The sequence below is a fragment of the Tenacibaculum retecalamus genome (assembly GCF_027941755.1).
Lineage (GTDB): Bacteria > Bacteroidota > Bacteroidia > Flavobacteriales > Flavobacteriaceae > Polaribacter > Polaribacter haliotis_B.
The window spans coordinates 1,280,212-1,298,550 of the sequence record NZ_CP115916.1; the positions used below are offsets into that span (position 1 = coordinate 1,280,212).

Annotated in this window: 20 protein-coding genes; 8 read left to right on the plus strand and 12 right to left on the minus strand. The window is 31.0% G+C overall.

Translation table 11 applies throughout. From position 1 onward, the window contains the following. Nucleotides 1-51: 51 nt before the first annotated feature. The 10 genes from thrA to PG912_RS06225 all read right to left on the minus strand — a co-directional run bounded on the left by thrA (nucleotide 52) and on the right by PG912_RS06225 (nucleotide 10,061). On the minus strand, nucleotides 52-2,493 hold the full coding sequence (gene thrA / locus PG912_RS06180) for a bifunctional aspartate kinase/homoserine dehydrogenase I (protein WP_275688884.1): 2,442 nt from the start codon (nucleotides 2,491-2,493) through the stop codon (nucleotides 52-54). Between the two features lie 314 nt (nucleotides 2,494-2,807). Beyond that, a complete protein-coding gene (locus PG912_RS06185) occupies nucleotides 2,808-3,194 on the minus strand; it encodes a YchJ family protein (RefSeq protein ID WP_275688885.1) in 387 nt (128 codons plus the stop codon). A gap of 8 nt (nucleotides 3,195-3,202) precedes the next feature. Beyond that, nucleotides 3,203-3,559 (minus strand): hypothetical protein, encoded by a 357-nt coding sequence (locus tag PG912_RS06190; protein WP_275688886.1) that lies wholly within the window; start codon nucleotides 3,557-3,559, stop codon nucleotides 3,203-3,205. A 66-nt stretch (nucleotides 3,560-3,625) separates the two neighbouring features. Then, nucleotides 3,626-4,846 (minus strand): sulfate reduction electron transfer complex DsrMKJOP subunit DsrP, encoded by a 1,221-nt coding sequence (gene dsrP / locus PG912_RS06195; protein ID WP_275688887.1) that lies wholly within the window; start codon nucleotides 4,844-4,846, stop codon nucleotides 3,626-3,628. A 146-nt stretch (nucleotides 4,847-4,992) separates the two neighbouring features. Then, entirely contained in the window at nucleotides 4,993-6,120 is a 1,128-nt protein-coding gene (locus tag PG912_RS06200; protein ID WP_275688888.1) for a 4Fe-4S dicluster domain-containing protein, read from the minus strand. Nucleotides 6,121-6,179: 59 nt separating this feature from the next. Next, nucleotides 6,180-6,809: a cytochrome c3 family protein gene (locus PG912_RS06205; protein ID WP_275688889.1), complete on the minus strand. Its 630-nt coding sequence runs from the start codon at nucleotides 6,807-6,809 to the stop codon at nucleotides 6,180-6,182. Further along, nucleotides 6,806-7,489, minus strand: a complete 684-nt coding sequence (locus PG912_RS06210) for a nitrate reductase cytochrome c-type subunit (protein WP_275688890.1) — start codon at nucleotides 7,487-7,489, stop codon at nucleotides 6,806-6,808. The genes PG912_RS06205 and PG912_RS06210 overlap by 4 nt, the downstream gene beginning before the upstream one ends. A gap of 3 nt (nucleotides 7,490-7,492) precedes the next feature. After that, on the minus strand, nucleotides 7,493-9,676 hold the full coding sequence (locus tag PG912_RS06215; RefSeq protein ID WP_275688891.1) for a molybdopterin-dependent oxidoreductase: 2,184 nt from the start codon (nucleotides 9,674-9,676) through the stop codon (nucleotides 7,493-7,495). Continuing rightward, nucleotides 9,643-9,816: a twin-arginine translocation signal domain-containing protein gene (locus PG912_RS06220; RefSeq protein WP_275688892.1), complete on the minus strand. Its 174-nt coding sequence runs from the start codon at nucleotides 9,814-9,816 to the stop codon at nucleotides 9,643-9,645. Before PG912_RS06220 ends, PG912_RS06215 begins: the two co-directional genes overlap by 34 nt. An 8-nt stretch (nucleotides 9,817-9,824) precedes the next feature. Beyond that, nucleotides 9,825-10,061: a hypothetical protein gene (locus PG912_RS06225; RefSeq protein ID WP_275688893.1), complete on the minus strand. Its 237-nt coding sequence runs from the start codon at nucleotides 10,059-10,061 to the stop codon at nucleotides 9,825-9,827. A gap of 277 nt (nucleotides 10,062-10,338) precedes the next feature. Here PG912_RS06225 and PG912_RS06230 point away from each other — a divergent pair, with 277 nt between their 5' ends. The 8 genes from PG912_RS06230 to PG912_RS13670 all read left to right on the plus strand — a co-directional run bounded on the left by PG912_RS06230 (nucleotide 10,339) and on the right by PG912_RS13670 (nucleotide 16,503). Beyond that, nucleotides 10,339-10,671, plus strand: a complete 333-nt coding sequence (locus tag PG912_RS06230) for a winged helix-turn-helix domain-containing protein (protein ID WP_275688894.1) — start codon at nucleotides 10,339-10,341, stop codon at nucleotides 10,669-10,671. Between the two features lie 149 nt (nucleotides 10,672-10,820). Then, nucleotides 10,821-11,108: a hypothetical protein gene (locus PG912_RS13660; RefSeq protein WP_333780691.1), complete on the plus strand. Its 288-nt coding sequence runs from the start codon at nucleotides 10,821-10,823 to the stop codon at nucleotides 11,106-11,108. Between the two features lie 16 nt (nucleotides 11,109-11,124). After that, entirely contained in the window at nucleotides 11,125-11,325 is a 201-nt protein-coding gene (locus tag PG912_RS13665; protein ID WP_333780701.1) for a hypothetical protein, read from the plus strand. A gap of 99 nt (nucleotides 11,326-11,424) precedes the next feature. After that, the gene (nirK, locus tag PG912_RS06240; RefSeq protein ID WP_275689023.1) at nucleotides 11,425-12,885 is read left to right on the plus strand and encodes a copper-containing nitrite reductase; all 1,461 of its coding nucleotides are present in this window, start codon (nucleotides 11,425-11,427) and stop codon (nucleotides 12,883-12,885) included. A gap of 11 nt (nucleotides 12,886-12,896) precedes the next feature. Next, nucleotides 12,897-13,667: a formylglycine-generating enzyme family protein gene (locus PG912_RS06245; protein WP_275688895.1), complete on the plus strand. Its 771-nt coding sequence runs from the start codon at nucleotides 12,897-12,899 to the stop codon at nucleotides 13,665-13,667. Continuing rightward, the gene (locus tag PG912_RS06250) at nucleotides 13,664-14,383 is read left to right on the plus strand and encodes an SCO family protein (protein ID WP_275688896.1); all 720 of its coding nucleotides are present in this window, start codon (nucleotides 13,664-13,666) and stop codon (nucleotides 14,381-14,383) included. The genes PG912_RS06245 and PG912_RS06250 overlap by 4 nt, the downstream gene beginning before the upstream one ends. A gap of 321 nt (nucleotides 14,384-14,704) precedes the next feature. Further along, on the plus strand, nucleotides 14,705-16,171 hold the full coding sequence (locus tag PG912_RS06255) for a hypothetical protein (RefSeq protein WP_333780692.1): 1,467 nt from the start codon (nucleotides 14,705-14,707) through the stop codon (nucleotides 16,169-16,171). Beyond that, a complete protein-coding gene (locus PG912_RS13670; protein WP_333780693.1) occupies nucleotides 16,171-16,503 on the plus strand; it encodes a hypothetical protein in 333 nt (110 codons plus the stop codon). Before PG912_RS06255 ends, PG912_RS13670 begins: the two co-directional genes overlap by 1 nt. A gap of 27 nt (nucleotides 16,504-16,530) precedes the next feature. Here PG912_RS13670 and PG912_RS06260 read toward each other — a convergent pair whose 3' ends face one another. Both PG912_RS06260 and PG912_RS06265 read right to left on the minus strand, forming a co-directional pair. Further along, nucleotides 16,531-16,977, minus strand: coding sequence for an RrF2 family transcriptional regulator (locus PG912_RS06260; RefSeq protein WP_275688897.1), 447 nt, complete (start codon nucleotides 16,975-16,977; stop codon nucleotides 16,531-16,533). A 43-nt stretch (nucleotides 16,978-17,020) separates the two neighbouring features. Beyond that, the gene (locus PG912_RS06265) at nucleotides 17,021-18,238 is read right to left on the minus strand and encodes a hypothetical protein (RefSeq protein ID WP_275688898.1); all 1,218 of its coding nucleotides are present in this window, start codon (nucleotides 18,236-18,238) and stop codon (nucleotides 17,021-17,023) included. Between the last annotated feature and the right edge of the window lie 101 nt (nucleotides 18,239-18,339).

The window sequence follows — 18,339 nt, forward strand, 5'->3', positions numbered from 1 at the left end:
AGTTGATAGCTGTATTTACAGTTTCTTCTTGATATATTTTTAACTCAAAATTTAATTATTTCCTACTCTAATAATATCGGCAAAAATTCCTGAAGCGGTAACATCTGCACCAGCACCAGCACCTTTTATTTGTAGTGGATTTATAGGATATCTATCAGTAAAAAATAACACGATGTTATCACTTCCTTCTAAGTTGTAAAAAGGATGGTTAGCCGGAATATGTTGTAGCCCAACTTTTGCTTTACCATCAGAAAATTCAGCAACATATTTTAAGCGACAATTTTTATCATTTGCTTCTTTAAAAATTTGTTGAAAATCCGCTTCAAATTCGGTTAAACTAGCATAAAAATCATCATTATTAGCGGTTTTTAAGCTTTTTTCTGATAAAAACGAGTTATTTTCAATGTCAGATAACTCTAAATTATATCCGCTTTCACGAGCAAGAATTAATATTTTTCTGGCAACATCAACACCACTTAAATCAATTTTAGGATCTGGTTCTGTATAACCTTCTTTTTGAGCTTCGGTAACAACATCATGAAATGTATTGGCAGCATTAAAATTATTAAAAACAAAATTTAAACTACCCGATAAAACGGCTTGTATTTTATGAACTCTATCACCTGAAGCAACTAAATTTTTTAACGTGTCGATAATAGGTAAACCTGCACCAACATTGGTTTCGAATAAAAAAGGTGCTTTGTATGTTTTTGATACTGTTTTTAATGTTTTGTAGTTGTTTAAATCAGAAGCACAGGCTATTTTATTACAAGTAACTACGGCAATATTATTGCGTAAGTATTTTTCGTAAATTTCTGAAACTTTTTGATTCGCAGTATTGTCTACAAAAACAGCATTACGAAGGTTGTAGCTTTTTGTTTTGGCAAAAAAATCATCAAGAGTTGCAGGTGTTCCGTTTGTTAATAATTCTTTCCAATTATTTAAATTGATACCATTTTCATCAAAAGCCATTTTTTTAGAATTGGCAATTCCAACAACTCTAAGGTTCAATTTTAAATGTTCCTTTAAATACTTTTCTTGTTGTTGTATTTGCGCTAATAAACGCTCACCAACATTACCAACACCTGTAACAAACAAGTTTAATTGTTTTATTTTTTCTTCAAAAAACTGTTCATGTAATATGTTTAATCCTTTTTTAGCATCTTTACTATCAATAACTGCGGATATGTTTTTTTGTGAAGCGCCTTGAGCAATGGCTCTAATATTTACATTGTTTTTACCCAAAGTACCAAACATTTGTCCGCTTAAACCTTGATGATTTTTCATGTTGTCACCTACTAAAGCTAAAATAGCTAAGCCTTGTTCTACAATCACAGGTTTTATTTTATGACGTTCTATCTCTATCTCAAAAGCATCGTTAATTGCTTTGGCTGCTTTTTGGGTATCCTCATCATAAATACCTACACAAATAGAATGTTCAGAAGAGGCTTGTGTAATTAAAACAACATTAACATCTTGAATAGAAAGCGTTTCAAATAATCGTTTAGATATACCTGATACTCCAACCATTCCACTACCTTCTAGTGTTAACAGCGTGATGTTTTCTATATGAGTAATTCCTTTTACAAGGTTTTTACTTTTAGCTTCTTTGCTAATTAACGTACCCACATTATCTGGTTCGAAAGTGTTTTTGATAACAATCGGAATTTCTTTTTCTAATACTGGCTGTATAGTAGGAGGGTAGATTACTTTTGCTCCAAAATGAGACAACTCCATCGCTTCTTGATATGAAATTTTCGATATAGGAAAAGCTTGTTTAACCACACTAGGATTTGCAGTAAACATTCCACTTACATCTGTCCATATTTGTAGTTCACTTACATTTAATGCAGCAGCGTAAATTGCTGCAGTATAATCAGAACCACCTCTTCCTAAAGTTGTTGTTAAACCACTTTCTGATTTTGCAATAAATCCCGGTAAAACTGTAACTTGGTGTGCGTTGTTATTAAAAAAATCTTGACAATTTTTATTTGTAACAATAAAATTTACCTGAGCTTTATCAAAAAAATTAGAAGTACTAATAAGTTCTCTACTATCTTTATAAGTAGCATTTAAGGTGTTTTTAGCAGCTTCAGAAATGATATATGAAGATAATAATTCGCCAAAACTACTAATAGTTGCCATTGTTTTTGGGGTTACTTCTTTTAAAAGAAAACAACCTTCTAGTAACGTTTGTAATTGGTTAAATAATGTACTAACTTTTTGCTGTACTTTATCTTGTGCAGTATTGTTTACTAAATCTGCAATAACTTGTACGTGTAGTTTTTTTACTTCATCAAAAAGTATGGTGTACGAAGCATTATTATTGGCAGCATTATTTGCAGCTGCAATTAATTTATTGGTAGTTTTACCAAATGCAGATACGACCACTGCAATTTTTTCTTTTGAAGCAGTATTTGTTACTATTTGAAGTACTTTATTAATGTTTTGACTATTGGCTACTGATGAACCTCCGAATTTTAAAACTTTCATTTTAAAAGATATAAATGTAATTAATGATGTATTTTTTTGATGCTATTTATCTGTTTTCAATTTTTTGAAAAAATAAATATATACAGGATGATATGTAGTAAATAAACCCTTAAAGGGTAATAATAATTGTAGTAGAAATAATGGTAGAGCCAACAAAAGAAGTCGTAAAGTTTACGATCTCTGAAAAATTGATATTTCTTTTGTTGTTTAACATTGGGTCAAATGTACTCTTTTTTTAAATAATTTTTATTTTTATTGCGTTTTTATCATTGAAATAACAAAAAGACTAATTATTGTGTAATTTTGCACATGGGTTAATTCGCTTTAAAATATACCCAATGTTTATTTTCTTTACAAAAAGAAGAGTTTTCATGAATTAGGTCAATAGCTCCGTTTTCTATAAAATAAGCTTTAAATTCAACGGTTCCGGTTATATCTGTAAATGTTCCTTTAGTTGTATTTGTAACTTCTAACTTTACCCATTCTACAGATTTTGTCCAACTTAAAATCTCTTTATTTTCTTTTTGTGTAGGTCGAGTAGTGGAGTGGTGGCTTTCGTGCAAGTAACTAATATTTGCCAATACAAATGCACTATATCGCGATCGCATTAATTGTTCCGCAGTTAAAACTGTTTCAATATTTTGATGCGCTTTTTGGCAACAAGCACTATATTTTTTTGATGGATTACAAGGACATTGCATAAAAAAAGCTAATTTAAAAGTTCGTTTTCTTTTATTCTAAAACAACGCTCTTCACCTAAGTATAACGGGTTTCCGTGTTTTTCAGACCAAAAACCATCTAAAATATCTTTAGAAATACATTGATAAACAACCACTCCTTTATAAATGTTTTTATCGGCGCCTTTGTAGTTAAAATTGATGACTAAAATATTATTTTTAAAAAAACCAGTACCAATTTGTTCTTGTTCATTATTAATAAGCCATGTAGCATTAATTCGCTTATTAGCATCTAAAACTAAAGAAAGCACACCTTTATAAGTGTGCTTTTCTGCATCTTGGTTATTACCAATAATGTTATATTTTCCTACTAAATCTTCAACTGTCATTTTGTAAATAAAAAGGTAAAACTACCATAAATTATAGCAATAACAAAAGAGTAGAGAAGTGTTGCCTTATTTTTTCTTGTACCTCAACTTACCAATTTCAATTTGAATTGCCGTTCTTGCCAATACCGTAAAAATAAGTGCGCCCATTGCCCAAATACCTAAAGTAACACCAATTTCAATTCCTGTAGGCGTATATTCAGCTATTTTTCCGTAAGGTCCAGGAATAAATCCAGGAACGATTAAACCGAAGCCTTTTTCAATCCAAATTGCAATAAATAAAATTGTACAGGCAAAAAATAATACTTTAAAATTATTACGAAGTTTATGAAACGTTAATAATACGGTTGCGATTACATTTAAGGTAATGGCTGTCCAAATCCAAGGCAACAACGCTGTTTTACCGTGCAATCCAAAAAATAAATAATAAGCACTTTCACTATGGTGTGTAGGCGCATAAAATTCTTTAAATAACTCAGAGATTAACATAATTAAGTTAATTTGAGCCGCAACAGTAACTACTAAAGCTAATTTTTTAATGGTTTTATTTTCTATTTTAAACTCGGTATAGGTTCTAATAATAGCCAATACCAAAATAATTAAAGCAGGACCCGCTGCAAAAGCCGAAGCTAAAAAACGAGGACCTAACAATGCTGTATTCCAAAAAGGTTTTGCTTGTAAACCTTGGTATAAAAAAGCGGTTACTAAGTGAATACCAACTGCCCAAAACACTGAAAGTATAGCTCCTGGTAAATACACATTTTTCTTAGATTCTTTACCTTGGTAATGTCTAAATAATATATAAAACGGAATACTAATATTAATAAACAGGTAACCGTTTAAAGCAATCACATCCCAAGTTAACATCGAATTAGGGAAATTAAAAACTCCTATAATAGGCATCATATGCCATAAAACCGATGATCCACCCATATCGGCAACCACAAAAGCTAAACACATTATTAATGCTGCAACAGCCAAACCTTCACCAATTAATACCGCTTGTTTAAAATCTACATCTTTTAAAACATAGGTTGGCATCACTAACATAACTGCTGCGGCAGCTACACCAACTAAAAAAGTAAAATTAGAAATATACAATCCCCAACTAACACGATCTGTCATTCCCGTAACACTCAATCCGTGTTCTAACTGAATGGAATAACAATACATACCAATTAGCATTATTAAAGTTAAAAAACCCATCCACAAATGATATCTTTTAGATCCTCGGGTAATAACATCTAAACTGTCTTTTATTAAACTTCCAAAAACTTTAAGTCTTCTCATTTTATTTTTTATTATAACTCTTAGTATTTTTTTAGGGCGTTCCCTAACGGTCGGGCTTTCCGTTAAATCTTTTATTTGACAACTTTTCCGCTCCGCTCAAAGAGTCAAATAAAAGGATATCACTGCAATCCCTAACGCAGTAGTAATTAATCCATAAAGTACCAGAACTTAGGCTCTGTACCCAAATCTTCTTTTAATCTAAATACTTTTTTATTTTCCAATACCCAACGAATCGTGCTTTCAGGATCTAGTAAATTACCGAAAATACGTGCACCGGTAGGACAAGCCTCAACACAAGCTGGATTTTTACCGGCTCTAGAACGTTGCACACAAAAAGTACATTTTTCCATCACGCCTTTTTTACGCATTCTATTTCCTAAATAATGCTGGTTTTTGTTTACTTCCTCTTCAGGAACTTCGGGTTTACTCCAGTTAAAACGACGTCCATCATAAGGACAAGCTGCCATACAATATCTACAACCTACACACCAATCGTAATCAACCACTACAATTCCGTCTTCTTCTCGCCAAGTAGCTTGTACTGGACAAACTTCTACACATGGCGGATTATCACAATGAAAACACTGAGTTCCCATATAAAAATGCCCTTCAGCAGGTACTTCGTGATAATAATTATCATCAGCTTCATTAAAATTAAAACCTTTTCCGTCTTTCATTTCATGAATACGGATATATTCCATTTGCGAGTTTCTATCTTGATTATTTTCTTCAACACAGGCACTCACACAATCCATATATCCCTGACATTTAGAGATGTTAAAAGCATAACCGAACAACACATCTTCTTCAGCATTTTTAGAAGACATACTTACATTTTTACCAGTACGTAATTGGTACGAACGCACTAATCGATCAACAGTTGCGTTTTTCTCTTTGTCGTCCATCAATTTATAGTTTCCTTTAAATTGCTCTTCCCAGTCTATTTGTGCTTTTTCTTTTGATTCTTTGCTCGAGGTAATACTTGTACACGAAGAAGCTGCACCTGCACCAATTAGTAAACTTGCAGTTAATTTTTTAAAGGCAGATCTACGATCCATTTTTACATCAAAAACCTGATCAAAACCATCTTTATGTCTTTCATCACCAATAGCAGCATCAACTGCGGCTTCAAAAAATTCTTCGTTACTTAATTCTTCTTTAGGTTTATGAGAATCACATCCGTTAGAAGTGCTACCACAACCACATCCTCCAGAAGATTCTTGCTTGGTGGTGCTATTTAAATTCAACCTAAAATATTTTCCAATTCCACTCATATATTATACTTTCTATAAAATTGTTAGCATCAAAAAATGATGTTAAACAAATGTTAGGTTTATTGTCGTTGTTTTTCTTTTTTTGTATTAAATCGCTCAGGCCATTTGGTGTCAAAACCTGGCGAATGCGGATTATGACAGTTTACACAAGTCATCGATGCTCTTGGAGGAGCCCAACTAGCTATCTTTTTTCCGTGTACGCCACCTGTCCAATCTTTATATTGTTTTTGATGACATTGACTACATAATTTATAACTATTATTAAAGTCGATTTTATGACCTGTTATACTTCTTAAATCATCCATATTACTTCCGTTATGGCAAGTAGTACAACTCATGGTATTGGCATCAGCATGATTTAATTTGATATTCCAATGTGCTTTTTTTAATCCTTTACGTTGCATTTGCTGTAAAGGTTTGCTATGACATTCGGTACAAGCGTATGATTTTATTTCGCCTTTTCGTTCGGGAATAGAAAAAGTAATACCATTTTCGGTTACTTCTACTAATTTTAGATTTCCAATATATTTTTCTGATGAAATAGAAGTGCCGTTATAATGTTTACTTTTCGCTTCAATTTTATCGGTAACACTATGATATTCATCTTCTTTATGTTTACAAGAAGTATTTATCAACAAAAAAGTGATACTTAAAATCCAAAAATGTTTTATGTAGTTTATATTTATCATTGTTTTCTTATAAAATCTTTAATGGCTGTAAGTTCTTTGGTATTTGGTACGTGACATTGCCTACAATTAACTCGCTCTGGATGTGAAACACGAATTTCTTTAGGAGCACTTGGTCCTGCATGACACGCCAAACAGTTTTCGCGTAATTGTGTTTGATGTGGTATTACGGGCGGACTTGTAACTAAAGCATTATTGTTACCAACTTTAGGAGCGTGTACCTTTGCAAAATTACCCGATTTAAATAGCGATTTTGATTTTTGAGGTACATGACATTGTTTACAATTTACCAATTCTGGATGCGGAGTTACAGGTGTATAAGCGTTAAACTTAGCTACAAAACCACCGTTTTCATGACATTTTAAACAAGTATTATCACCTATATTCTGGCGTTCTTCTATTGCATGCGGAATACTTGGCGGAGCACCATGATAGGCTCTATTATCATAATAATTATCTAAACTCCTTTGATGCTCAAAATCAACAGGCATATTGGTATAATCTAAAGCATGTTCGGCTCGTTTAAAAACACCAGCTTCGGTAGGAATTATAGGTGCTGTTTCGTTTTCTTTTACTGGGATATAAGCTTCTTCTTGCCCTTGGTAATAACTATAATTCCAAATAGTTATAAAAGCGATAAACAATACTACAAATAGCGATATGATACCTAATCGTTTTTTCATAATCTATGCTTTTTCTATTTTAACAGCACACTTTTTGTAATCAGGTTCTTTAGAAATCGGACAAAAAGCATCTAAAGTAACATCATTAATCATCATGTTTTCATCAAAAAACGGTACAAAAACCTGTCCTTTGGTAGGTAATCCTCTTTCGTTGATAGATGCAGGTAAAATACAAGAGCCTCTTCTTGAGGTTACTTTTATGTTTTCCCCATTTCTAATTTGCATTTTTTTAGCATCTTCTGGGTGTAATTCTACATAAGCATTTGGTACAGCTTTATGTAAAACGGGTATTCTTCGGGTCATAGAACCGGTATGCCAATGTTCAATAACACGACCTGTGTTTAACCAAAACGGATAAGCTTCGTCTGGCATTTCAGGAGCAGGTTCGTAAGGACGTTGCCAAATAACTGCTTTACCATCAGGTTTTCCATAAAAATGAAAATCTTCTCCGTTAGTACAAGCAGGATCGTATTTTGAATTGAACCTCCATTGGGTAGATTTTCCTTCAACATAAGGCCAAATTGCTCCTGATTCTTTCTTTAAAACCTCTAAAGGTGCCATTCCGTGTTTTGCGCCTTCATGGAACTGACGGTATTCGTTGTATATTTCTTCTACGTGATTTTCTTTACTGTACGGAAATAAATCTCCATACCCCATTCGTTTAGCTACTTCAATAAACATCCAAGCATCTGGAGTTGCATCACCTGGTGCTTCTACCATTTTATCCCAATGTTGAGTTCTTCTCTCAGAGTTACCGTACAATCCAGATTTTTCGATATGCCAACTTGCAGGTAAAATAACATCAGCAACATCCGAAGTAGGAGTAGGGAATACATCAGAAACCACTACAAAACAAGATTCTTTTTCCATCGCAGGGCGATAACGACTTGTTTTTGGTAAGGAAACTAATGGGTTCGTAGCTTGTGTCCAAATAAATTTAATTTCACCTCTATCTACAGCTCTAAACATTTCTGTTGCGTGATAGGTAGGTTTAGCGGGAATTCTATCTACAGGAACTTTCCAAATTCTTGCCGCCATTTCTCTATCTTTTTTATTCATTACAACTCCATGTGGTAACTTATGTGTAAAAGTTCCTACTTCACGAGCGGTACCACATGCAGACGGTTGTCCTGTTAAAGAGAAAGATCCGTTACCAGGTTGTGAAATTTTACCTGTTAATAAGTGAATGTTATATACTAAGTTATTCATCCAAGTTCCTCTGGTGTGTTGGTTCATTCCCATACACCAATAAGAAACTACTTTACTATTTGGGTTTCCATAAATAGCAGCTAAATATTTAATGTCTTTAACTGATACTTTAGAGTATTTTGCTACTTTTTCAGGTGTGTAATCTTCTAAAAAAGCTTTGTATTCTTCAAAGTTTATTTTTTCAGGCTTGTCTTTAAATTTAAAATTATCTTCTAAACCATAGCCTATATTTGTAGTTCCTTTATTAAAACTACAATGTTTTTCTACAAACGATTTATTTACCCATCCATTATGTATTATTTCATAACAAATTGCATTGGCAACCGCTAAATCTGTTTGAGGTTCAAATAAAATTGATTTATCAGAAGCCATGCTAGAACGGGTTGTTCGTGTAGCAAAATCGATAATTTTAGCACCTCTACTATTTTTTTGAGATAACATTCGTGAAAACAATACTGGGTGCATTTCTGCCATGTTATTTCCCCAAGTAATAAAGTAATCAGCATGGTCTATATCATCATAACAACCCATAGGTTCATCGGCACCAAAAGTGGTTAAAAATCCGGTAACAGCACTTGCCATACATAAACGAGCGTTACAATCTAAATTATTAGTACCAATAGCTCCTTTCATCAATTTAGAAGCGATATAACCTTCGGGAATTGTGGATTGTCCTGAAGTATACATTGCAACTGAATCTTTACCATGTTTGTCTATGGTAGTTTTCATTTTATCAGCCACAATATCTAAAGCATCGCTAATAGGCGTTTTTACGTACTTACCATTCTTTTTTACTAAAGCATGTGTTAGTCTGTCGCTAGATTGAATACACATGGTTTGGTGGTATCCTTTAACACATAAAAGACCTTTATTTACTGTGGAATTAGGGTCACCTTTTACAGCAACGGCTTTTCCGTTTTCTACACCAACTAAAATACCACAACCTACACCGCAAAAACGACAAGGCCTTTTTTCCAATCTAAACTTCCTTCAGGTATTCCTGCTAATTGCTCACTAGCAAAAACGATTCCAGGAAACATGGTTGCTGCAGCTGTCATTGCTGCTGTAGCAGCCATTTTTTTAATAAAACTTCGTCTACTTGATAAAGAGGCGCTCATATCTTACGTTATTTTTGTGGTGTATTAAATCCAGAAACCAAGGCTAGTAATTTTAAGCTTTTTATGGTTTCGATACTTTCTTTTAAACTTTTATCTTCTGCATCATCTTTTGTCTCTGTAATAACTACTAAAACATTCTCGTTTTCTGCAGGAATTATTTCACATCCTTTTAATAATGAAATAGCTTGTTGAAGCTCTTCTTTTTTACCTTCTAGTGGATGGGCTAGATAACTTTTTATGGGCATGAATTTATCAGTTTAATTATTTAACAAATTACGAAATAAAAGAATAGCATAAACATGATATTTGTCATAATCAACAATTAGTCAGGTCGTTATGTATTTGAAGATATAACGAAACCAGTGTAGTTACTTAGATGTAAGGGATTTGGTATTTTGTTGTGTGAGAGATGTTATATCTAATTTATTTTCATTTTAAATAAAAGTACTGTAAACGTGATATATATCATAGTTAAGGTATTTTAATGACTCTATTTTTGTACATATAATTTATTTATAATATATGAAGTACAAGATTAAAAGTAGAATTTGGATTGAGGTAGATGATAAAGTTTTTTTAGGTGAAGGTAGAGTTCAGTTATTAAAATCTTTGAATAGAACAGGGTCTTTATTAAAATCTGCTAAAGAACTTTCTATATCTTATAAAAAAGCTTGGAATTTAGTAGATTCTGTTAATAAGAATGCTCAGAACCCTTTAGTAATAAAGAGTGTGGGAGGAGCAAGCGGTGGTGGAACGAAACTGACACCTTATGGAATTAAAATGATTGAAGTATTTGATTCTATTAATTATAGTTGTTGGAAACATTTAGATAAACAACTTTGTAAACTTCTGTAAGTTTATCTCAATAAAAGACAAAAAAGTCTTTTAATATGATATTAATCATATTTTTAAATTACTAACTGCTTTAATTTTGTATAAAATAAAAAAAGCTACTAGATAATATACAGAAGGAAAGTAGCTGAGGTACATAAAAATCATTTAAAATGAAAAAACTACAAAAGGGATTCTTATTTATATTAGTGTCTATATTTATTAGTTGTGGAGGAAAAGAGAAAACAGCACCTTCATATAATTCATCAAAAGAAAAAAAAGAAGTTATTAAAACTGTACCAATTAAAACAATTGAAAAGAAAATTGAACAAACGGGTACGATAGATTTAAATAACAAGGGTATTGATCCTATTAAATCTATTACAATAACCACAAAAATTGATGAGATGATGGCTGATAAAGGAAAACTTTTGTTCAAAAAAATGCTCTTCTTGCCATAGAACAAACAGAAAGTTTATTGGACCAAATCCTACAGGTGTTTTAAAAAGACGTTCTCCAGAATGGGTAATGAATATGATTATGAATCCTGAAGAAATGGTTAAAAAAGATCCAATAGCTAAAGAATTATTAGTCAAATTTAAAGGTTCTCCAATGGCAAATCAAAATTTATCGAAAGAGGAAGCTAGACAGATTTTAGAATTCTTTAGAACATTATAACAACAATTAATTATGTTTTTATACTTAATGTTTTGAGAGTAGAAAATTAAAAAAATATCGAAATTGTAGAATTAAAAGAATTATAACAAAAATAGTATGATGAAATATTTAAAATTAAGCGCATTATTTTTCACGGTAACATTATTAGTTACAAGTTGTAGTAATGACAAGAAAGAAGGTAAGGATTCAGCAATGAAAAACGCTGCTGAAATAGTTGTTAAAGGTACTATAGAAGCTGAATTAACAGCACCACCGCATGTACCTGCTCCTGTAGGAAATAGAAGAGCGAAAAAATTATTGGTCAATATGGAAATTCTTGAAAAAGAAGGAACCATGACTGATGGAGTTAAGTACATGTATTGGACTTTTGGAGGTTCTGTACCTGGGAGTTTTATTAGAACAAGAGTTGGTGATGAGGTAGAATTTACCTTATCAAATCATCCAGATAATAAATTGCCGCATAATATAGATTTACATGCGGTTACCGATCCAGGAGGTGGAGCAACATCATCATTTGTAGCACCAGGTCATGAAAAAACATTCTCTTTTAAAACCTTAAACCCAGGTTTGTATGTATATCACTGTGCAACAGCTCCTGTAGGAATGCATATTGCTAACGGAATGTATGGTTTAATTTTAGTTGAACCAGAAGGAGGTTTACCTAAAGTTGATAAAGAATACTATATTATGCAAGGAGATTTTTATACCAAAGGAGAAAATGGAGCACCAGGCTTACAAGCTTTTGATATGAGAAAGGCGGTAGAAGAAGATGCAGATTATGTAGTGTTTAATGGTAAAGTTGGTGCGTTAACAGGTGATAATGCCATTACGGCAAATGTAGGTGAAACAGTACGTTTGTATGTGGGTAATGGAGGATCAAATTTAACGTCTTCATTTCACGTAATTGGTGAAATTTTTGACAGTGTTCATGTTGAAGGGGGAGATTTAATTAATACTAATGTGCAAACAACATCAATTCCGGCAGGTGGAGCAGCAATTGTAGATTTTAAAGTAGATGTTCCAGGTACTTTTATACTAGTAGATCATGCAATTTTTAGAGCTTTTAATAAAGGAGCCTTAGGGATGTTAAAAGTAAAAGGTGAAGAAAGTAAAAAATTGTATTCTGGTGTAAAACAAGAAGGAATATACAATCCAGAAGGAGGTACATTACAAGAAATGCCAGATGTTACTAAAAAAGAAGTTGCTAAAAGAAGTTCTGAAAAATCTTTAGCAGAAAAAATAGCTTCAGGTAAACAAATTTACACTAAAACATGTTTTGCATGTCACCAAGCAAGTGGAGAAGGGATTCCGAATGCATTTCCTCCTTTAGCAAAATCAGATTATTTAAATGCAGATGTAAAAAGAGCTATAGGTATTGTACTGCATGGTAAAACAGGTGAAATTACGGTAAATGGTAAAAAATACAATAGTGTTATGACTAAGCAAACATTAGCTGATGATGAAGTTGCAGATGTGTTAACGTATATTTATAACTCTTGGGATAATAATAAAACAAACGTAAAAGTAATTGATGTACAAGAAGTAAAAAGTACTCACTAAATTTTAAATTAATGAAAACTGTTTTAAGATTGATAATTTATTTGTTTCCTTTTTTTACAATTCAAATGAGTTGTCAATCTAAAATGGTTAATATAAAAGGGAGTACTTACATTCCTTTATACGGAAGAGATTCCATGAAAGTTACTATTTCAGGTTTTCTGATGGATGTTTATCCAGTTACAAATCAAGAATATGTAAAGTTTGTAAAAGAAAATCCAAAATGGAAAAGATCAAAAGTAAAAAAACTATTTGCAGATGGTGGTTATCTTAGAAATTGGAAATCAGATTCAGAATTTGGTAATAAGCAATCAGCTAAAGCACCAATAACAAGCATTAGTTGGTTTGCAGCAAATGCATATTGTGAATGTCAAGGAAAACGTTTGCCAACAATTGATGAATGGGAATATGTAGCAATGGCGAATAAAAAAATACCTGATGCTAGAAAGTTAAAAAATTACAATGCTTATATTTTAAGCTGGTACGAAAAGCCTAAAAGCTTTAATAATGATGTCGGGTCAACTTTTAAAAATTATTGGAAAGTGTATGATTTACACGGTTTAGTTTGGGAGTGGACAGCTGATTTTAATTCGGTTTTAGTATCTGGTGAATCTCGAAAAGATGTTGACAATGATAGTAATTTATTCTGTGGAAGTGCAGCTATTGGAGCAACAGATTTAATGAATTATGCTGCGTTTATGCGATATGCTATTAGAGGAAGTTTAAAAGCAAAATACACCATGAAAAATTTAGGATTTAGGTGCGTAAAAGATGTTAAAAAATGAAAAAATATAAAAGAATTGTAGTTGTATTAATGTTGTTAATAGCTTTTGTATCATGTAAAAAAGAAGTAACTACATCAACAAATAAAAACAACGTGGCATATCAATGTCCGATGAAATGCGAAGGAGAAAAAACATTTATAACTCAAGGTAGTTGCGTTGTTTGTAAAATGGATTTAAAACCATTGGCTAGCATTTCAAAAAAAGAAATCACTGATAAAATATCAGAGGAATCTATTTTTAATTTAGATTCAAAATGGAATACAGAAGAAGGAAATACCATTGAATTAAAAGATTTAAGAGGAAAAACGCTGGTAATGGTTATGATTTACACAACCTGTAAAGCAGCTTGCCCAAGGTTGGTTGCAGACATGCGAAATATAGAAAATCAGATTCCTAAAAAATGCAATAATAATTTAAGCTATGTATTGGTAAGCATAGACCCTGAAACAGATACGCCAACACGATTAAAAGCATTTGCAAAAGAAAACCTTATGGATGATGAGCATTGGATCTTTTTACAAGGAACAAAAACATCTGTTAGAGAGTTTGCTAATGTTTTGGCGGTAAAATATAAAGAAATTTCTCCGTTAGATTTTTCGCATTCAAATATTATAAGTGTTTTTAATCCAGCAGGAGAATTAGTACATCAACAAGAAGGGTTGGGAGTAGATAATAAGGAAACAATTTCAAAAATTATTGAAACAGTAAATAAATAGTACATGAACTTAGTTAAGACACTGTTTTATAAAATATGTAATAAGTTGTCTTAACTTAAAGTTTTACTTGACGCATTATTGTGTGAGGTACTTTAAAATTTAATTTTCAATTCTTGTTAGCTTTGTTTAGCATTAATTACCTAGCCATTTTTTTTGATAACCAGTTTGTAGAATAAAAAAGACACATTCTTTTAGGAAAGGTTGTGTTTTTTATTTCATTTTATAACCGTATTATTAATAATGGTTTAAGCATGATATTTATCATATAATAAAAAGTTGAGTACTAATAACTTGCTTGTTTAATTATTACAATAATAAATTATGTTAAAAACACATTCATTTCATATTCCTGTAATGGGAATAGGGTTTACAATAGATTCTCCTTTAAAAGTTTCGAGGTTCGGAATAGATTCTGTTATATCATTAGTAGATGATATTTTGTTAGAAAAGATAAGAAAAATGTATTCTTTAAAATTTAGAATTCCATATAATGAGATTACTGAAAAAATGGAAGATTTTAGAGCGAAAAGAATTACTTCGTATTTGAATTTAATGAAAACACTTTCTGAAGACAAATTTGAAGAATTTAAAAAGAATATCACCAAAACAAAAAAAGATATTTATGAGTTCTTTGAAACGCTTCCAGATACCTCTTCTTTAAAACAAGAGTTTAAAAAATTAACAGCAAACAGTTTCAATCTAACAACAATTGCAACGTGGTTAAAAGAAAATTTATCAATGGGTAAAATTGATGTAAATATCATGACCAAACTTGATAAAGAAAGTTACCACAAAGATGAGAAATTACCTATTGAATATAATGATGCACATGCTGCATTAAGAGGCTTTGCTAATAGTGATGTTAATTCGTCTGTAGTATTTTCTGCAGGAATGAATCCAAGATTGTATACGTATTTAGAACAGTTTAAAGGGTTTTATCCTGATAAAAAAGGACATATTAAAAAGAAAATCATTTTAAAAGTAAGCGATTATCGTTCTGCTTTAATCCAAGGTAAATTTTTAGCAAAAAAAGGAATTTGGGTTTCAGAATACAGAATAGAATCTGGCTTAAATTGTGGAGGGCATGCCTTTGCAACTGATGGTTATTTACTAGGACCTGTATTAGAAGAATTTAAAATTAAAAGAGAAGAATTACAACAATCAATACAAGAATTACTTTTTAATGCTTTAAAACAAAAAGGATATCCAATTCCGAAAACAAATTTGCAATTTAAAATTTCGGCTCAAGGAGGCGTTGGTACTGCTGATGAACATCAATTTTTATTAGATCATTATAAAATTGATTCTATTGGTTGGGGAACTCCTTTTTTACTGGTTCCAGAGGCGACAACGGTTGATAAAGAAACTTTAAATAAATTAATTGAAGCCAAAGAAGAAGATATTTATTTAAGTGACATTTCCCCTTTAGGTATTCCGTTTAATAACTTAAGAGGCAATACAAAAGATCTAGAAAAGTCATCAAACATAGATAAAGGAAGACCAGGAAGTGCCTGTCCTAAAAAATTTATAGCTTTAAATAAAGAATTTACTGAAAAAGGAATTTGTACAGCATCAAGGCAGTTTCAACATTTAAAAATAAAAGCATTAGATAATGAAAAGCTTACTAAAAATGAATATGAAATAGCGTATCATAAAATAACTGAAAAAACATGTACTTGTGTTGGTTTAGGAACTTCAGCTTTATTGGCATATGACTTAGATACAAAGATAGAAGGAAAAGGCGTTTCTGTGTGTCCGGGCCAAATATTGCTTACTTTTCTAAAATGATGAGTTTAAAAGAAATTACCGCAGTTATTTATGGGAAATCATTAAATAATACGAGTAACAATAGGCCAAATTTATTTGTTAAAGAGCTAAATATTTATGTTGATTTTTTAAAAAATAAATTAGAAAAAAACGTACTAAAAAACAGCACTAAAGAGCTTAAATACTTTAAAAATTTTGTTAGTAATTTAAAAGATGGTTTAGATTATTATAACCAACTTTTTCGTGAAGAATATTATAAAGCTATAGAAATTACGCCTTCAATTCTAGCTGATTTAAACTTAAGTAAAAATACTATAAGCACATTAAGTTTAGAAATAGAGGCATTAAAATAAGTATAATGCAAAACTTTCAATATTTAATTAAACTTCAAAGTCTTTTAAAGAAATATGGCTTCCTTTTAGTTTAATTTTTTCAGCAAACTCATGAATGTTTTTATCTTTAAAATCGTTCATGAGTTTCTTTTTAAAAGGAGCAACAGTAAAATGTATAGGGCAAGGATTTAAATCACTACAAGATGATAAACCCATAAAACAGTTATCAAACTTTGTAGTTCCGTCAATACATTTTATAATATCCCAAACGGTGTTTTTTAAGTTTTTTTTACTCAAATAAAACCCTCCAGTAGATCCTTTAGAAGAAGAAACTAATTTGTTTTTTGTAAGTTGCTGTAATAGTTTCGCTAAAAAAGGTTGCGGAACTTCTAATTCTTCTGCAATTTTTTTAACTCCTACTTTTTTATTGTCGTCAATTATTACCGACAAATAAAGTACAGAACGAATAGCGTATTTACAAGCGTTAGATAGCATCTCTATTTTTATATAAAAGTACTAAAAAAAGATGTTTAAGTCTTTAATTATTTTTTTTAAACTGATTCCGTAAAATCATAGATATTGCTAATAAAAATATGCAACTAGCCATCACCAAATACATAAAATAATTCTCAATTAAAATAAGATTACACCAAACAACAAGCCCTTTATAAAAAATGAAAATTTCAGTTAAAATAAAACCTATCAAGTAAAATAAGATGCTTTTTTTAGATAAACGAATCAAATTAAATTGATATAAAAAAAGTAGAAGAGAAATGCTTACAACCCCAAGAAAAATCCAATGTAAATAACCAATTATTAAATCTACATTTGAAGAGATTATAGTTGCAAAATATGGAGTTGATCCTATGAACTGAAATATCAATTTAAATAAAAAAAGCAAGGAAACTAATTTTAATAATTGAAGAAATAGGGTAGAGAATGTATTTCTAAAATTTTCTTGAAAAGAGAATAATTTCTTTGCTAAAATATAAAAAGAAATTAATTGTATTAAAGCGCCTAAACTCGAAAATAGATAACTTAAGATGTTTGGTTTCATCCATAATAAAGAAATTCCGAAGGTTAAAACCACTCCGATATTTAACAGCCAAAAGAAGAATTGAAATGTTTTTTTCGGAAGTAGAATTTTATGTTGTTCTAAAACATAAAAGAAAACACCGAAAAGAGCCAAAATAAACCATCCATTATATTGAAAATGAAGGTAAAAGTAGATTGCATTTCTGTATAAATCAGAGCTACTACCTGTAGTTTTTATAATAATTCCTAATGCCCAAGGCCCCATACTAGAAATAATCATGTACCACAACGCAATACGAATACATTTATAAGAATATGTTTTTTTTTGTAGTGTTGAAGTATATTTAAAAACTAAAAAAGTGAATACATAAGAGGTTATTAAAAAGAGGCTAGAAAATAAAATAGAAAAAAAAGCATACCCTGTAAAAGGAAACGTTATTAACATGCCTATAACGATAATTTGTGTGCACCAAAATAGTAGTTTATACTTAAATGTAATAGCAGCTTTACTTAGGTACATTTTAAAAATAAGCGTAGTTAAACCAGTATAAATCCATCCTAAAAAAGCAACATGTGAATGTGAATGTACAGTAAAACGATAATTTATAGGTAAATCTATTATCGAAAATAGCCGAAGTAAAACTCCGAGAAAAGCAATTAAAACAAAATATCCTAAAGCTATGTTACTGTGTTTTTGTAAGAGATTGAATGAAGAAATCATATTTGTAAAAATACAGGATAAAACGATTATTACTTATACCCTTAGGGCTTACTTTCTATTGATATAAACAAGGAGTATTCAATTGAATACTCCTTGTTTAA

Excerpts from the sequence above, each read along its gene's own strand:
- thrA (WP_275688884.1), bottom strand. The coding sequence starts at position 2,493 with ATGAAAGTTTTAAAATTCGGAGGTTCATCAGTAGCCAATAGTCAAAAC.
- PG912_RS06220 (WP_275688892.1), bottom strand. The coding sequence starts at position 9,816 with ATGAGCGCCTCTTTATCAAGTAGACGAAGTTTTATTAAAAAAATGGCT.
- PG912_RS06265 (WP_275688898.1), bottom strand. The coding sequence starts at position 18,238 with ATGATTTCTTCATTCAATCTCTTACAAAAACACAGTAACATAGCTTTA.
- PG912_RS06230 (WP_275688894.1), top strand. The coding sequence starts at position 10,339 with ATGAAGTACAAGATTAAAAGTAGAATTTGGATTGAGGTAGATGATAAA.
- PG912_RS06260 (WP_275688897.1), bottom strand. The coding sequence starts at position 16,977 with ATGCTATCTAACGCTTGTAAATACGCTATTCGTTCTGTACTTTATTTG.
- PG912_RS06245 (WP_275688895.1), top strand. The coding sequence starts at position 12,897 with ATGAAAACTGTTTTAAGATTGATAATTTATTTGTTTCCTTTTTTTACA.
- PG912_RS06255 (WP_333780692.1), top strand. The coding sequence starts at position 14,705 with ATGTTAAAAACACATTCATTTCATATTCCTGTAATGGGAATAGGGTTT.
- PG912_RS06200 (WP_275688888.1), bottom strand. The coding sequence starts at position 6,120 with ATGAGTGGAATTGGAAAATATTTTAGGTTGAATTTAAATAGCACCACC.
- PG912_RS06225 (WP_275688893.1), bottom strand. The coding sequence starts at position 10,061 with ATGCCCATAAAAAGTTATCTAGCCCATCCACTAGAAGGTAAAAAAGAA.
- PG912_RS06250 (WP_275688896.1), top strand. The coding sequence starts at position 13,664 with ATGAAAAAATATAAAAGAATTGTAGTTGTATTAATGTTGTTAATAGCT.
- PG912_RS13660 (WP_333780691.1), top strand. The coding sequence starts at position 10,821 with ATGAAAAAACTACAAAAGGGATTCTTATTTATATTAGTGTCTATATTT.
- PG912_RS06205 (WP_275688889.1), bottom strand. The coding sequence starts at position 6,809 with ATGATAAATATAAACTACATAAAACATTTTTGGATTTTAAGTATCACT.
- PG912_RS13670 (WP_333780693.1), top strand. The coding sequence starts at position 16,171 with ATGAGTTTAAAAGAAATTACCGCAGTTATTTATGGGAAATCATTAAAT.
- nirK (WP_275689023.1), top strand. The coding sequence starts at position 11,425 with ATGAAATATTTAAAATTAAGCGCATTATTTTTCACGGTAACATTATTA.
- dsrP (WP_275688887.1), bottom strand. The coding sequence starts at position 4,846 with ATGAGAAGACTTAAAGTTTTTGGAAGTTTAATAAAAGACAGTTTAGAT.
- PG912_RS06190 (WP_275688886.1), bottom strand. The coding sequence starts at position 3,559 with ATGACAGTTGAAGATTTAGTAGGAAAATATAACATTATTGGTAATAAC.
- PG912_RS06185 (WP_275688885.1), bottom strand. The coding sequence starts at position 3,194 with ATGCAATGTCCTTGTAATCCATCAAAAAAATATAGTGCTTGTTGCCAA.
- PG912_RS06210 (WP_275688890.1), bottom strand. The coding sequence starts at position 7,489 with ATGAAAAAACGATTAGGTATCATATCGCTATTTGTAGTATTGTTTATC.